At 68.2% G+C, this 14,699-nt stretch carries 13 protein-coding genes and 1 pseudogene; 2 read left to right on the top strand and 12 right to left on the bottom strand.

The genetic code is table 11. The annotated features are described in order from the left end of the window. Window positions 1-297: 297 nt before the first annotated feature. From KUTG_RS02225 to KUTG_RS02185, 10 genes and pseudogenes are all read right to left on the bottom strand, one after another. Window positions 298-1,446 (bottom strand): glycoside hydrolase family 27 protein, encoded by a 1,149-nt coding sequence (locus KUTG_RS02225; protein WP_232240605.1) that lies wholly within the window; start codon window positions 1,444-1,446, stop codon window positions 298-300. Between the two features lie 11 nt (window positions 1,447-1,457). After that, window positions 1,458-1,781, bottom strand: a pseudogene (locus tag KUTG_RS65645) (acetylxylan esterase); the annotation flags it as partial. Window positions 1,782-1,808: 27 nt separating this feature from the next. Continuing rightward, complete coding sequence (locus KUTG_RS02220; RefSeq protein WP_052393770.1) at window positions 1,809-2,549, bottom strand: cupin domain-containing protein; 741 nt, start codon at window positions 2,547-2,549, stop codon at window positions 1,809-1,811. Next, window positions 2,546-3,466, bottom strand: coding sequence for a DUF6807 domain-containing protein (locus KUTG_RS02215; RefSeq protein ID WP_052393767.1), 921 nt, complete (start codon window positions 3,464-3,466; stop codon window positions 2,546-2,548). The genes KUTG_RS02220 and KUTG_RS02215 overlap by 4 nt, the downstream gene beginning before the upstream one ends. After that, a complete protein-coding gene (locus KUTG_RS02210) occupies window positions 3,459-4,559 on the bottom strand; it encodes a Gfo/Idh/MocA family protein (protein ID WP_043714517.1) in 1,101 nt (366 codons plus the stop codon). The genes KUTG_RS02215 and KUTG_RS02210 overlap by 8 nt, the downstream gene beginning before the upstream one ends. 18 nt (window positions 4,560-4,577) lie before the next feature. Continuing rightward, window positions 4,578-5,456 (bottom strand): ABC transporter permease, encoded by an 879-nt coding sequence (locus KUTG_RS02205; protein ID WP_043714515.1) that lies wholly within the window; start codon window positions 5,454-5,456, stop codon window positions 4,578-4,580. Between the two features lie 2 nt (window positions 5,457-5,458). Beyond that, window positions 5,459-6,364, bottom strand: a complete 906-nt coding sequence (locus KUTG_RS02200) for an ABC transporter permease (protein WP_043714512.1) — start codon at window positions 6,362-6,364, stop codon at window positions 5,459-5,461. After that, window positions 6,361-7,512: an ABC transporter ATP-binding protein gene (locus KUTG_RS02195; RefSeq protein ID WP_232240604.1), complete on the bottom strand. Its 1,152-nt coding sequence runs from the start codon at window positions 7,510-7,512 to the stop codon at window positions 6,361-6,363. The genes KUTG_RS02200 and KUTG_RS02195 overlap by 4 nt, the downstream gene beginning before the upstream one ends. Window positions 7,513-7,515: 3 nt before the next feature. Next, entirely contained in the window at window positions 7,516-8,622 is a 1,107-nt protein-coding gene (locus tag KUTG_RS02190) for an extracellular solute-binding protein (RefSeq protein WP_052393764.1), read from the bottom strand. A gap of 272 nt (window positions 8,623-8,894) precedes the next feature. Continuing rightward, complete coding sequence (locus tag KUTG_RS02185) at window positions 8,895-9,911, bottom strand: LacI family DNA-binding transcriptional regulator (RefSeq protein WP_043714510.1); 1,017 nt, start codon at window positions 9,909-9,911, stop codon at window positions 8,895-8,897. Window positions 9,912-10,193: 282 nt separating this feature from the next. On the opposite strand from KUTG_RS02185, the gene KUTG_RS02175 reads away from it, so the two are divergent. After that, window positions 10,194-11,867, top strand: coding sequence for a right-handed parallel beta-helix repeat-containing protein (locus KUTG_RS02175; protein ID WP_232240603.1), 1,674 nt, complete (start codon window positions 10,194-10,196; stop codon window positions 11,865-11,867). A 168-nt stretch (window positions 11,868-12,035) separates the two neighbouring features. On the opposite strand, the gene KUTG_RS02170 is transcribed toward KUTG_RS02175, so the two are convergent. Next, a complete protein-coding gene (locus tag KUTG_RS02170) occupies window positions 12,036-12,782 on the bottom strand; it encodes an expansin C-terminal domain-related protein (protein WP_043714506.1) in 747 nt (248 codons plus the stop codon). A gap of 552 nt (window positions 12,783-13,334) precedes the next feature. On the opposite strand from KUTG_RS02170, the gene KUTG_RS02165 reads away from it, so the two are divergent. Further along, window positions 13,335-14,324, top strand: coding sequence for a cellulase family glycosylhydrolase (locus KUTG_RS02165; protein ID WP_084580943.1), 990 nt, complete (start codon window positions 13,335-13,337; stop codon window positions 14,322-14,324). A 90-nt stretch (window positions 14,325-14,414) separates the two neighbouring features. Here the strand turns inward: KUTG_RS02165 and KUTG_RS02160 are convergent. Then, on the bottom strand, window positions 14,415-14,699 hold a 285-nt coding region (locus KUTG_RS02160; protein WP_043714504.1), incomplete at its 5' end, for a LacI family DNA-binding transcriptional regulator.

The raw sequence follows: 14,699 nt of genomic DNA, 5'->3' as shown, positions 1-14,699 counted from the left end.
TCGATCGGGACCTCGGGATCAGCTGAAAATTACAGATGGACGAGCCGTTCGCGGGCCGCGGTGAACCTGGTCTGTACCGGGCAGCGTTCGGCGATGCCACCGACCGCTCCGTCGATCAGGTCGAGCGCGCGGGGGAGACGGTCCTGTTTGGACTAACCAGCAATGGCGCCGACAAGTCATCGAGCACTCGACCGCGTTCTCGCGCACAGGATTCCACCGCTACGCCGGCACCGGCTTCGTGGTGCTACGCGGACAGCACGAACGGGCTCAAGTTGTTCTCTGCTCACGGCACGGTGATCACCCGGCGGAAAGCCGGTACATGACGACGCCGTGTGCCGGCACCGACGCGGAGATCGTGCCGGTGGTGCTGGACTTCGCGCCCGACCACAGGTCGGCCAAGCCGTAGCGGGTGGCTGCGGCCTTGCCGACCGCGGCGGCGGTGGTGCCGATGGTCGCGGTGGAATTGGTCTCGTTGAACAGCGCTACGGCCACGTCGCCGTTGGCCAGCGGCTTGGCCAGCACGTCATGACCGCCGGTGGACGACACCATCCGGCCCTGCTTGCCCAGTGAGTCCTGGTCGACCGCGACGACTGCCTTGTCGGACAGGATGCTCAGCGTGGTGCTGCTCGCCTTAGCGATGTTGGTGCCGGCGATCAGCGGCGCCGCCATCTCGGCCCAGAGGCTGAACTCCGCGCGGTCCTCGGTGGCCGACATGCCGTTGCCGATCTCCAGCATGTCCGGGTCGTTCCAGCCGCCGGGGCCCGCGTAGCTGTTCAGGCGCACGTTGGCGTGGAAGATGCCCAGCATGGAGCTGAAGCTCGGCGAGATGTCGCCGGTGGTTCGCCAGCTGTTGCCCACCTTGGCGCCCCAGGTCCAGACGTTCTCCTGGCCCCAGTTGCACAGGCTGAACAGGATCGGTCGGCCGGTGGCGGCCAGCGCGTCGCGCATCGCGGTGTAGCGCGATCGCGCGCTGACGCCGGTGTTGTTGCAGTTGTCGTACTTCAGGTAGTCCACGCCCCAGGATGCGAACAGGGCGGCGTCCTGCCGCTCGTGCCCGAGGCTGCCCGGGTAGCCGGCGCAGGTGGCGGTGCCGGCGTCCTCGTAGATGCCGAGCTTGAGGCCGAGGGAGTGCACGTAGCTCGCGGTGCCGGCGATCCCGTCGGGGAACTTGGTCCGGTCGGGCACCAGATTGCCGTTGCGGTCGCGATTGTGGGTCAGCCAGCAGTCGTCGATGTTGACGTACTGGTAGCCGGCGGCCTGCATGCCGTTGCCGTGCATGGCCTGGGCCGTCGACTTGATCAGTGTCTCGGAGACGTTGCAGCCGTAGGCGTTCCAGTCGTTGAACCCCATCTGCGGGGTTGTGGCAAGGCCGTTGCCCAAAGCCTGGGCCGTTGGGGCCGTCGCCAGCACGAGCGCGGCGGCGAGGAACAGTGAGAGCCGTTTCACGAAGGTCTCCTTCAGAGCAGGGGTTCCGGACTGTAGGAGCGTCTTCGAAACGGTGTCAACGGATTCGGCCGCCATTCGATGATGTTCGATGTGTGAACGGCCTGATCGGCGCATGGGAGCAGGCCGGACGACGGAGTGTCGTCGACGGAAGGCGAGATATCCTCGAATCCGCCTTGGCTGCCGCCGGCGACATACATCCGGCCGGGGCCGATGGCTGGGTGCGTCCTCGCGGCGTCGACGGCTCGGATCGCGTCTGTGTAGACGCGGCGGTAGTAGTAGTGGCCCGGGTCGAGGATGCCGCGGGTCATGAATCCCGGGCTCTGGAGGTTGTGCCCACCTGCTGGATCGGAGTTGCGCCGTGGTCAGCCGCCGGCGCCGAGGCGGCGGACCGGGTCGTACGCGTGCAGGTGTCCGCACATGCCGAGCGTGGTTTCGGACAGGGCGGGAATGCGGTTGACGCCGGCGCGGATCAGGTGCGTCGTGTCCCCCCGGCCGAGGGCATCGATGTGTTCGAGGGCCGCTGCGGCGGTGGCCGCGGCGCCGTTCTCGACCAGCTTTCGCCATTCGCTCAACCGGGGTGTGACGAGCGCGGTCGCCTTGCGGTGGAAGTCGTCGAGTGCGCGGTGGTCGCCCAGGTCCCACTGGCGCAGCAGTTCGGTGAAGCCTTCCACCGCCAGGTCGCGTCGGGCCCGGGCGCGTTCGTCGCTCGGCTGCCCGTCCGCGCCGAGCACGGATGCGGCGGCCGGGTACCGCTCGGGGGTCAGGTGCTCATGCGGGAAGGTCATCACCGCGTCGCCCGCTTCCGGCAGGCCGCCGTTCTGCATGATGACGACCACACGCAGACCGCCGTCGTTGATCGCGCGGTGGATCGTGCCGGGGGTGAACCAGACCACGTCGCCGGGGGCGAGTGTCTGGATGCTCGGGCCGCTGTGGTTGAGGGTGTGCAACCGTCCTCGGCCGCTGATCACCACGTAGGCCTCGGTGCAGGTCAGGTGCATGTGCGGGGAGCCGCCGTGCTCGTCGTCCGCGGTGGGCCATGGGTAAGCGTGCAGGTCGCTGATTCCGACGGCGCCGGGAAACTCCGGCCAACCAGAAGCGCTCATGGCGCGTACTCGCGAGCGATCGACTCCAGGCCGGCGCGGTCGGTGACGTGGTCGAGGAACACGAACCGGTGGCTCAGTTCGAGCGTTGTCCCGGGCTCGAGCTTGATTTCGGCGTCGAAGGCCGGCGAGGGGTTGAGGCAGGCGAACGGGTCGCTGCGAGAGAACCACTTGAGCGGAACGTCGGCGGAGGAGGTGCCGGCGTAGGCCAGGACCGTGGCACCGCCGTCGATCTCGTCGTGCTCGCCGCTGATCGCGGCCCAGGAGCCGGTCGACCCCATGACCTGGTCGCCCTCCGCACCCTCGGCGATGATCGGTGCGCCGCTGAACGCGCGCGGGCCGCGCCAGAACAGACCGGTGTAGCCGGCGTTCGGCCGGCCGTGGGTGGTGGGGCTGCCGAGTTCGAGGGGCTCGATGTGAGTGTTCGTCAGCTCGGTGGAGAAATCCAGCGCCCAGAGCCCCCGCCCGGTATCGGCACTGTGGAAGCGGAGGACGCGCCGTTCGGCCAGCCAACTCTGCCCGGTGGAGGCCACCCACTTCAGGCGCTCGGTCACGGTGGCGTCGGCGCCGTCGGCGTCGAGCCGGTCGAAGCCGCAGTGCAGCTGGCTGCCGTTGTTGTCCAGCCAGACATATCCGTGTCCCGGCGCACCCGACTCGAAGCTGGGCCCGCCCCAGAAGTTCTGGCCCGACAGGTGCGACCAGGTCATCTGCAAACCTTTGTGCCAGCGGTGATCCCAGGGCCGGTAGGTCCCGAGCGGGGCGCCGGACAGGGTGCGCAGCGGGTAGACGTAGGGCTTGGGCGATTCCTCTCGTGGAGTGTCGGGGCGGTAGACGTAGGTGGCGATCTCGGTGCCGGCGACGGTGACGGTCAGTTCGGTGCTCGCGTGGTCGTCGCGGATATGGAAGGCGGCGTCAGGCATGCGCGTTCTCCTTGTGCCCGCTCATCGAGTGGTAGAACGGGTCGTCCGGGGTGATCTGGCCCGGGGTCACCGGGAGTCCGGTGGCCGCCGACGCGTAGAGCGCCGCGATGAACGCGAGCACCCGCCGCCCGTCGTCGCCGCTGGCTTCGGGTCGGCGGCCGCGGCGCAGGTCGTCGAGCAGATACCGCAGTTGCGCGGCGTGGCTGCTGGCCTCGTTGTCCTCGGGCGCGCCAAGATCGGCGGGAGTGTCGTCGGCGCGGTGCGGGGCGGGGGTCCAGCGCCAGTTGGCGTTGTCGTAGCCGTAGAGGTGGGTCAGCTCGACCGTGGCCTCGGGGAAGTCGAAGCGCAGGTAGCTGGTCTCCCGGGGCGACAGGACGCTGTTGACCATCGAGACCATGGCTCCGGAGGCGAAGCGCACGATGGCCATCGAGACATCCTCGGTCTCGATGCCGCGAGCGAGGGTGCCGCTCGCGGCGCGCACCTCCGTCCACTCGCCCAGGAGCGAGAGCATCAGGTCCATCTGGTGGATGCCATGGCCCATGGTCGGCCCGCCGCCCTCGGTGCTCCACCGGCCGCGCCACGGCACCCGGTAGTACCGGTCGTCGCGGTACCAGAGGGTGTGACAGATGCCGACCAGCGGGTTCCCGAGCCGGCCGGTGCGGATGTGCTCGCGCAGCGCGCGGGCGCCGGAGCCGAAGCGGTGCTGGAAGACGTAGGAGACGTAGGGTCCGCCCTCCGCCTCGTGCGCCGCGATCTCGTCGTATTCGGCCAGCGAGAGTGTCGGCGGCTTTTCGCACCACACCCACACTCCCGCGTCGAGGCAGGCGACGACGGCGTCGCGGTGGGCGATCGGCGGGGTGCAGATGATCGCCAGGTCCGGTGCGGCCTCGCGGAGCATCTGGTCGATGTCGCCGTAGGCGGCGGGGATCTGCCAACGCTCGGCGAAGCTCCGGGCCCGTTCGAGATCGACGTCGACGACCGCGAGGACCTGGATCTCGGCTCCCTGGTCGCGGATGGCCGGTAGGTGGCTGCCGTCGGCGATGCTTCCCGCGCCGATGATCGCCACCCCGACTGTGCGGTCGGGGTCGGTCATGGTTGTCCTCTCGGTTGTTCAGAGGGTGCGGCGGGCCGGCTGGGCGAGGGTGTGGGCCGGGTTGGCGAACCTCAGGCTGATCACCAGGCCCAGCAGTGCGATCGCCATGTAGAACACGGTCATCGCGGCCGTGAGGGCGGCCGGCGGTCCGCCGGGGTCGGACAGGGCGCCGAAAATGGTGACCACCAGGGTCTGGGTCGTGGCGCCGGAGACGAAGAAGGTCAGTTCGAACGAGCCCAGCACCCGCACCAGGCTGAGCACGCCGGCCGCGACGATGCCGGGGGTCAGCAGCGGCACCAGAACCCTGGTGAACAGCCGGAGGTTGTCGGCGCCGAAGACCTTCGCGGCCTGTTCGACGTCGGGCGAGATCTGTTCGACGAACGGCACGGTGATCAGGATGACCAGCGGGAGGATCGGCACCAGGTTGACCAGGACCACCGACAGCAGGGTGCCGCCGATCCCGAGCCGGTACATCAGGGCCGCGAGCTGCACGGCGTAGGTCAGCGGCGGCAGGATCACCGGAAGCAGGGCGAACAGCATGATCGCGTTGCGGCCGGGAAACTTCTTACGCGCTACCACGTATCCGGCGGGCACCCCGACCAGCAGGGCGATGGCGACGTCCGCGATGGCGACCTCGAAGGTGACCGCGATCGAGTTGGCCAGGCCCGGGGTGTCCCACGCGTGGCGAAACCAGGACAGGGTGTAGCCGCTCGGCAACCAGGTCCCGCCCCAGGAGGTGGACAGCGCGGTGACGATCACCGATATGAGCACGGCGAGCAGGACCGCCGCGAACAGGCCGGCGACCGTCCAGGTCAGCACGGCGGTGACGGTCGGCCGGCTGAAGCCCGGCGCCCGCGCTGCCGGGGCCGAGGTGGGCGCGAGTGTCGTGGTGGCCATGGTCAGCCCTTCCCTCCGGTGGCCGGGCCCCGGAACAGCCGGCCGCGGACGAGCACGGCGAGGCCGAGGATCAGCAGCTCGATCACGGTGAGCACGACGGCGATGGCCGAGGCCTGGGTGTAGTCCGAATTCTGGGAGGCGGCCTGGTAGATCGGGATGGTCAGCACGTGGGTCTGGTTGTCCGGCTGGCCGACGAGGATGGCGGACGGGAAGATCGCGAACGCTTCGACGCAGGCGAGCATGAACGTGGTCAGCAGGCCGGGGGCGGCGAGCGGCAGGATGATCCGCCAGAAGCGGGCGGCCCGGCCCGCGCCGAGCGTGGCGGCGGCGTGTTCGAGGGAGCGGTCGATGCCGCCGAAGATTCCCATCAGCAGCAGGAACACGAGCGGCAGGGCGGTGAGCACCGCGGCGATGAACGTGCCCCAGTAGTTGTAGAGCAGGTTCACCTGCGGCAGACCGACCGCCTTGAACAGTAGATTCACCCAGCCGTACGGCGAGAAGACGCGCGGCATGCCCTGCGCGATCAGGATGCTGCCGAAGGTGATCGGCAGCATCACCACGAGCGTGACCAGCTTGCGGCCGCGGAAATCGCGGCGGCACCGGTAGGCCAGGGGCGCGGCGAGCCCGACGCTCACCAGCGCGACCGGCAGCGCCAGGCGCAGCGTCTTGACGATGGCGCCGGCCTGGTAGGGGTCGGTGAAGAAGTTCGTGTAGTTGGCGAACGCGCCGCCGCCGGACTGCGGCTGGACGGAGATGGAGATGCCGTAGAGGAACGGGTAGAGGAACAACCCGGCGATCACGACCACGGCGGGGACGAGCAGCAGCAGGGAGTAGTCGACGCCCCGCTCGGCCAGCCGGTGGCGAAGCGGCTGGCGCGGGATGCGTTCGGGGGCGGGCGGTTCGGTCATGACGCGCCGGCCTCGACGTCGAGCTCGCCACGGTTCAGGCCGCTGCGGTAGACCAGCACTCGGTCCGGACGGGCGGTGAGTGTCACGAGAGAACCGGCCGCGACCGGCTCGGTCGTCTTCAGGTGCAGCACATTGTCCGTTGCGGTGCGGGCCTGGACCGACAGCTCCCTCCCGTGGTACTCGACCACCTCGGCGACCGCCTCGATCGCGTTCGGGCCCGCGCCCGTGCCGAGGATCAGGTCCTCCGGCCGGATCGCGACCGTCACGCCGGCACCGTCCTCCAGGCGCCCATCGGAGATCACCGTGCCGGTCACGGTGGCGCCGAAGGCGCTGACCCGTGCCTCGCGGCCCTGACCCGGTTCCCGGTAACTGGCCGGGAACAGGTTGCGGTAGCCCATGAACCCGGCGACGTATGCGCTGGACGGGTTCGTGTAGACCTCCTGCGGCGTCCCGATCTGCTCGATCCGGCCCTTGCGCAGCACCACCAGTCTGGTGGCGAGCGCGAGCGCTTCCTCCTGGTCGTGCGTGACGTACAGGACGGTGAGACCACGCTCCTGGTAGATCCGTTTGATCTCGGTGCGCAGCTCGATGCGCAGCGCCGCGTCCAAATTGGACAGCGGTTCGTCCATCAGCACCACTTCGGGTTCGATGGCCAGTGCGCGGGCGATCGCCACGCGCTGCTGCTGCCCGCCGGACAGCTGCGAGGGCAGCTTGCTCGCGTGCTCTTCAAGCTGGACCGTGCGCAGCGCCGCGAGTGCGCGCTCCTGCCGCTGTCCGCGTGCCACCTTCCGCATGGCCAGTCCGAACTCGACGTTGCGGCGCACGCTCAGGTGTGGGAAGAGCGCGTAGTTCTGGAACACCATGCCGAAGCCACGCTTCTCGGCCGGCTTGGTGTCGATACGCTCGCCGTCGCGCCAGATGGAGCCGCGGGTGAGCAGCTGGAGACCGGCGATGCAGGCCAGCGCGGTCGACTTTCCGCAGCCCGACGGACCGAGCAGCGCCACGAAGTCACCCCGGCCGAGTTCGAGGTCGAAGTCATACAGCGCGGGCGGGTTCCTGCCGTAGACGCGGGTGACTCCGCGCAGCGACAGCGTTTCGAAGGCCGCGCCGGACGTCCGCCGAGCCGGACCGGCCATGGTGATCGCCACCGCTCATCCACCGACCTTCGCGCCGACGTTGCGCTGCCACAGGCCGAACGCCTTCTGTAGGGCCGACGGCGTCAACGGGGCGTGCACGGCGCCGGTCCGGAACGCCGTCTGGAAGAAGCCCGAACGCCCCCACTTCTGCACGAACGCGGCCGCCGTGGGCCCGGCGTCGTCGATTGTGACGTTCTTGTTCGCGCTCGTGAGCACTGAGCCCATGCGCATCGCCTGAGCCTGCGGGGAGACGATGAAGGACTCCAGCGCCAGGTCGACGTAGAGCGTCTGCGGGCTGACCCCGGTCGGAATCATCGCGAAATGTCCGTCGGTGACCCACGTCTGCTTCGAGAACAGGGCGATACCGGTGTTCGCCGGATAGGTGCTCGACTGCCGGAAGGAGATGTCGTGCGAGATGACCGTCGGAATCATCGTCAACTGTCCGCTGCCGAACTGCTGGGCCAGCAGCGTCGAACTGGTCGGGTAGCTGCTGATGTACGCGCCGAGCTGCGTCAGGTACGCCCACGTCTTGTCCCAGCCCTTGACCGGGTCCGACGGGTCGACGTCGCCCAGCATGTACGGCAACGCCATGATGAACGCGCGCCCGGAGCCGGAGTTGTTCGGGGCCGCGTAGCCGAACTTGCCCGGATGGTCCTTGGCCCACGCCAGGATCGCCTCGGGAGTGGTCGGCACCTGCGAGTCGCTGAGGTTCGCGGCGTTGTAGTCGAGGAACGGCCCGTTCTGGTCGTAGCCGATCAGCAGCCCGTAGCCGTCCGACAGTTTCTGGAAGCCGGCCCGGCCGGCGTCCTGAATGCTCGCCAGCACCGGCAGGCCGGCGGAGTGCTCGGGAATCTGCTGCGCCAGCACGTGTTGCGCCTGCGCGGCGCCGAGCACGTCCGAGCCGCCGAGCACGAGCGAGGTGCTGACCGACCCGCCCAGCTGCTGCGCCTTGAGCTTCCCGGTCACGTCGGTCCCGGCGGCGGTCTGGTAGTCCACCGACGAGACCAGGTCCGGATTGGCCTTGACGAACGCGTCGATCGCGGCCTGGCCGCCGCCCTTGAGGTCACCGCCGCCGTCCAGGATCGTGAGCTTGATCGGGCTCGACGGTTTGACCGGCGCCATCGCGCTCGTCGTAGTCGATGACGATGGGCTGGTCGGCGCGCCACAGGCCGACAGCGCGGCAGCGGCCAGTGTCACGGCGACAACCCCGGCGAGTGCTCTCGAGCCTCGCAACGCGGTGGCGGAAGCGCGTTGGATCATGGGGGTCCTTCCCTGGCACGTCGATGTGCCGTGGACGCCGGACCACACGGGGCCGGACGGTGTGGGGCGAAGATAGTGATCGATCACCCACAGCGTCAAGGTATCGAGGGTGATCGATCACCTTCGATGCCGTCCTACCGTGGCGGCGGGCCGCTGGAGGCGCGGGGGACAAGAGTGAACAGGCTCTCCAGCTCGATCGCCGGCTGCGGCTCGTCGCGGATCAGCGCGATCAGCCGCGTCATGGCCTGACGTCCGATCGTCTCGCGGTCGGAGTCGACGGTGGAGATGCTCGGCAGGAAGTACCGGGTGAACTCCTCGTTGTCCCAGCCGAACACGCTGACGTCCTGCGGCACCCGTACGCCTCGGTCCTGGAAGCCGCGGATCACGCCCATCGCCACATAGTCGTTGGCGGCCAGCACCGCGGTCACCCCGGAATTGGCGGGCAGGTCGCGGGCCGCCTCGTAACCCGAAGCCATCGACCAGTCGCCCTCGACCACCCCGTAGCTCTCCAGTCCGAGCTCCGCGATCGTCAACTCGTAGACCTGGCGTCGGTTGACCGCCGAGGCCCAGTCGTCCGCGCCGGCCACGTGCAGGAACCGCCGGTGCCCGAGATCGGCGAGGTGCCGCACGATCATCCCGGCGGGCTTGCCGTCGGCCAGGTTGCCCCGGGAGTGCATGCGGTCGTCGTACTCGCCGTAGACCACGATCGGCCGGCGGCCGGCGGCCTCGATGACCCGGTCGCTCAGTGGCGTGAAGGAGAGCACCCCTTCGATCTGCTGGCTGTCCAGCAGCGAGAGCGTGCCCTCCGCCCGACGCTTCTCGTCGCCTTCCAGGCCGACCACGTCCGTGGTGTACCCGGCTGCGCGCGCCGCGGCCGAGGCGCCCCGCAGCACCGGGATCGGCACGAAGTTCGTCAGCTCCGGCAGCACGATCGCGATCCGGTTGCTGCGCCGGGTGCGCATGGAGCGGGCGATGAGGTTGGGCCGGTAGTCCAGTTCCGCGACGGCCTTGTCGATCTTCTCCCTGGTTGCCGGCCGTAGCCCGCCCTCGTTGCGCAGATACCGCGACACCGTCTGATGCGAGACCCCGGCGACTCGAGCGACCTCCCAGATCGTCGACCTCTTCTTGCCGCTGTCGGGCTCGCCTGCCATGCCTCGACTCCAACCGTCGTGAAAGTTACATCCGAGCGCGAGCGCGCCACGCCCATGGTAGGTGATCGTTCACACGGCTTTTCTTGACGCCATAGTGATCGATCACTACCTTCCGCGTTGTCGGCGTGCGGGCGCCGACGGTGCCCGGTTCGCCCGCTTCGTGTCGGCGACGAGCCCGCCCGCTCGGCCTGCGACCGATACCCCTACGCCGCGAATTCCGGCCCCGTGTCGGGCCGCCAGGTGACACGCAACCGCACGGACCCCCTCTCGAAAGGTGGCACAATGAAGTGGAACCTCCCCTCCAGATCGCGTCGGCGCGCACCGGCGATCACCGCCCTGAGCGCGATCGCCGTCACCGTCGTGACAGCCGGCGTCGGGGTCATGGCAGCGCCGGCCGCCCAGGCCGACACCGGCACCACGTACTACGTCTCGACGTCCGGTATCGATTCGAATTCGGGGACGAGCGCGACGTCACCGTGGGCGTCGCTGGCGAAGGTCAACGCCACCACGTTCCATCCGGGTGACCACCTGCTCTTCCGGGCTGGTGACACCTGGACCGGGCAGTTGTGGCCGAAGGGCTCGGGCACCTCGAGCGCGCCGATCACTATCGGCGGCTACGGATCCGGGAACAAGCCCGCGTTCGCCGGCGCGGGCCGGGTGCCGGACGCGGTGAAGTTGTGGAACCAGCAGTACTGGACGATCACCGGCATCGACGCGTCCAACTACGCGGGCAAGTCGACCTCGGACCTGAAGGACTTCCGCGCGATCCACATCGGCGGCGACAACAGCCAGACCCTGTCCGGGTTCGTCATCAACGGTGTGCGCGCGCACGATGTGACCGGCGTCGACAACTGGGTCGGCGGGTCGACCTCGAACAACCGGCCAGGAATCAACTTCCAGATGGGTTGGGACCGCGCGAAGAACACCGGTGGGATCGTGTTCAACACCACCGTGCCGAACATCGCCGCCCCGCCCGGCACACCGACGATCCTCAACGACATCCTCATCGAGAACTCGTCGGTCGAGAACACCTCGTGGGGCGGCATCGTGCTCAAGCAGTACTCCGGCACCTCCCCGGGCGCGAAGGCCACTGGCTGGGGCCTGCGCACCTCGGCGACCGACTCGAGGTACTCGCCGTTCACGAACGTGACGATCCAGGGCAACTACATCATCCAGGCCGGCACCGCCTACGGCGCCAACGGCATGCTCATCGACGACGTGCGCAACGGGCTGGTGCAGAACAACCTGGTGGACCGGGTCGGCACCTCGGGCATCGAGTTCGACTACTCCGACCACGTTGTCGCTCAGCACAACGAGGTCACCGGCACGACCGTCAAGGCAGGCGGTGGCGACAGCAACGCGCTGGACACCGACATGGGCGTGACGAACGCGGTAGTCCAGTACAACTACCTGCACGACAACAACGTGGGCTACCTCTCCTGCGCGTGCAACACCAACACCAGGTTCGACACCGCGACCGTCCGCTACAACGTGCTGGCCAACAACAGGAACACCGAGATCCTGCTGGACAGCGTCAGCGGCAGCGTGACCAACGTGTACAACAACACCGTCTACAACACCGCCGGAACGCAAATGGTCGCCGGCAGCGGCCCGACCACGTTCACCAACAACATCTTCTACACCAGCGTCGCCCACGCCTCGATGACCACCTCCGGCGCGAGCTACCACAACAACCTGTACGGCGGCAACGGCCCGACGATCCCCTCCGGCGACAGTCATCCGGTCGTCGGCAACCCTCAGTTCGCCCATCCGACGGCGGGTGGAACCGGAACCCCGGCGACCGGACCCGACTTGACGGCCGGGCTCAACTGGCTGATCGCCGCCGGCTCGCCGGCCGTCCGTGCCGGGGTCGCCATCGCCAACAACGGCGGCCTCGACTACAACGGCGCCGCCATCCCCACCGTCCCCGACATCGGCGCCCTCCAGCACCACTAGGGCCACCATCGCCAGTCCCAACTCCGACAACCTATCTGCACTGTCCACTCCGGACCGTCTGGACACCACCAGCCGGTCCGTCGGACTGACGTGACAAAGGTGCCGTAGGGCCTCGCGAGCCAGGCGGCCACATCGGTCGAGAGGTGCGGTCCTGCCGTCCCTGCCGGCTCAGAACCCGGCCGCGGTGGCGGTCTGACCGAACTTCCAGTCGGCCGGGAAGACGTTGTTCCGGATCACCGTTCGACCGTGGGTGTCGGTCACCTTGAAGCTGAGGGCCTGACCGGTGAGCTTCCGGCCCGACTGCCAGTTCATGCCCCAGTTCCGGGTCATCGGCAGCCAGTCGGTGCCGGTGCCCTTGATCCATACGGCGTTGGTGCTCCACCGTGAGTTGGAGTCGACGAGCACCAGGTTGAAGTCGGGATTGCCGGCGATCTTGAATCGGAGCGGCGAGGGGCCGTCGGTGCCGGCTTCGACGTACGTGATGGGCACGATGCCTGCCTGTCGTTCGGCGATCGTGGTGAAGGCCTTCTCCGAGAGGTCGAAGTGTTCGAGCGGTGGGTTGCACCAGCCCCCGTCGTTGTTGGGAAGGCTGGGATTCGGTGGACAGTAGTTGGTGACCTCGACCGTGATCACCGGGTTCCCGGGCAGACACCAGCGGCTGTCCACGCACCTGACGGTGAATCGCTCTCCACAGCTCAGGCCGTTGTTGAAGAGCACCTTGCTGACTGCCGTGGACAGCTCGCCCGGGTGATCCGCCTGCCAGTTGCCGTAGCCGCAGGCGCCACCTTGGTCTCCCGTGTAGAAGGTGCCATGCGCAGGTCGTGGACCTGAGTCCTGCCCGGACGCCGCGGCGGGTGCCGCACAGGTCAACAGCAAGGAAGTCACGAGGGTGACGAACCGGAACGCCTTCATCATCGGCACCGTCCATTCTGGTGGAGTCGAGGCAGGCACACATCCGCGAGCGATGAAGTTGGCGGAAAGCGTTTACCCTGCTGAGGGGATCGAAACCGCAAGCGGAGATCATTTCAAGGGTTGCCGCTTCCCGGGCGAGGATGTGAACGCGCGCCGAAGACCGGGCCGCCCGACGCCTCGATGCCGTTGTACTTCGTCGTGTCCGTCGCAGTCGACTGAATCGCTGCTGTGCCTGGATGTTTGCTTCCTGTGTGCACCAGAGGGAGCCTCGGCGATCGACGAAAGGGGCTGCGGCCATCGGGTAGGCGTCCAGTGAAAATTTCAGTGTGCCGGTGCGTGTGGCATCGGCGTTCTTCATCGTGGACCTCGCGGTCTTTCTTACCGTGCTGGTGTCCGGTACGGTTCGGCGACCGCGGCACGCGCGGCTTCACGTTGACTCGGCACGATGCGAGTGGTTACGACGTGGGTCGTCCAGGGTGGACCCGCGATCTCAGCGTTTCCCCGCGAACACAGCGATCGTGCCCCAATTCGGGGGCCTCAACTCCAGAGGTGCGAATGAGGAAATCACTCGCCGTTCTCGGCGCGACCTTGCTCACCATCGCCACTTCCGTCCTGACCGCCGTCTCCCCGGCATCCGCCGCCACCACCGCGACGGGGCTGCACATCAGCGGCCGCGACATCGTCGAGGGCAACGGGCAGACCTTCGTCATGCGGGGGATCAGCCACGCGCACGTCTGGTTCCCCAGCCAGACCAGTTCGTTCGCGAACATCAAGGCGCAGGGCGCGAACACGGTGCGAGTGGTGCTGGGCAGCGGCAAGCGGTGGGGCCCGTCGACCGACGTGGCCAACGTGGTCTCCCAGTGCAAGCGCAACCGGCTGATCTGCGTCCTGGAGGTGCACGACACCACCGGCTACGGCCAGGACGGCGCCGCTGCCACCCTCGACGAGGCGGTGAGCTTCTGGATCGGCCAGAAGCACAACCTGGTCGGCCAGGAGAGCTACGTCGTGATCAACATCGGCAACGAGCCGATCGGCAACAACAACCCCGGCCAGTGGACCAACGCCACCGCGAACGCGGTGCGCCGCATGCGGGCCAACGGCTTCCAGAACCTGCTGATGGTCGACGCGCCGAACTGGGGCCAGGATCAGGACCACGTCATGCGCGACAACGCGCAGACCGTCTGGAACGCCGATTCCCTGCACAACACGGTGTTTTCGGTGCACATGTACGCCATCTACAACACCGCCTCGTCGATCACCTCCTACTTCGACGCATTCAAGGCCAAGGGGCTGCCGCTGGTCGTCGGCGAGTTCGGCTGGCACTTCGACTCGGGCCAGGTGGATGACCAGACGGTCATGTCGCAGACGGTGGCTCGGGGCATCGGTTACCTGGGCTGGTCGTGGGCCGGCAACAACGACTCGCGGCTGGACATGACGAACAACTTCAACCCCGGCCAGCTCACGACCTGGGGGAGGCGGATCATCAACGGTCCCAACGGGATCAAGGCCACCGCCAAGGAAGCGAGCGTCTACAGCCACGGCTGAGGCAGCACCGGTGCGGCCGGTCCGGGCACGTTGTCCCGAACGTGCCCGCGCCGGCCGCCTGGTGCCGTTGTGTCTCCTCGGATCACGCGGTCATGCCGAGGCGCGCAGCACGAGCTCGGTGTCGAGCACGATTCGCCGCGGGGCGACCGGTCCGCCGACGATGAGGCCGATCAGCTCCCGGGTCATGCGTGCGCCCATTTCCTCGACGGGCTGGCGGACGGTGGTCAGCGGGGGATCGGTGTGTTGTCCGACGGGCAGGTCGTCGAAGCCGATCACGGCGACGTCGTCGGGCACCCGGCGGCCGGCCCGGCTCAGCGCCCGCAGCACGCCGACGGCCATCAGGTCCGATGCGGCGAAGATGGCGTCCACATCGGG

This window comes from Kutzneria sp. 744 (assembly GCF_000568255.1).
GTDB lineage: Bacteria > Actinomycetota > Actinomycetes > Mycobacteriales > Pseudonocardiaceae > Kutzneria.
This window is presented reverse-complemented; position numbering and strand designations above follow the sequence as displayed.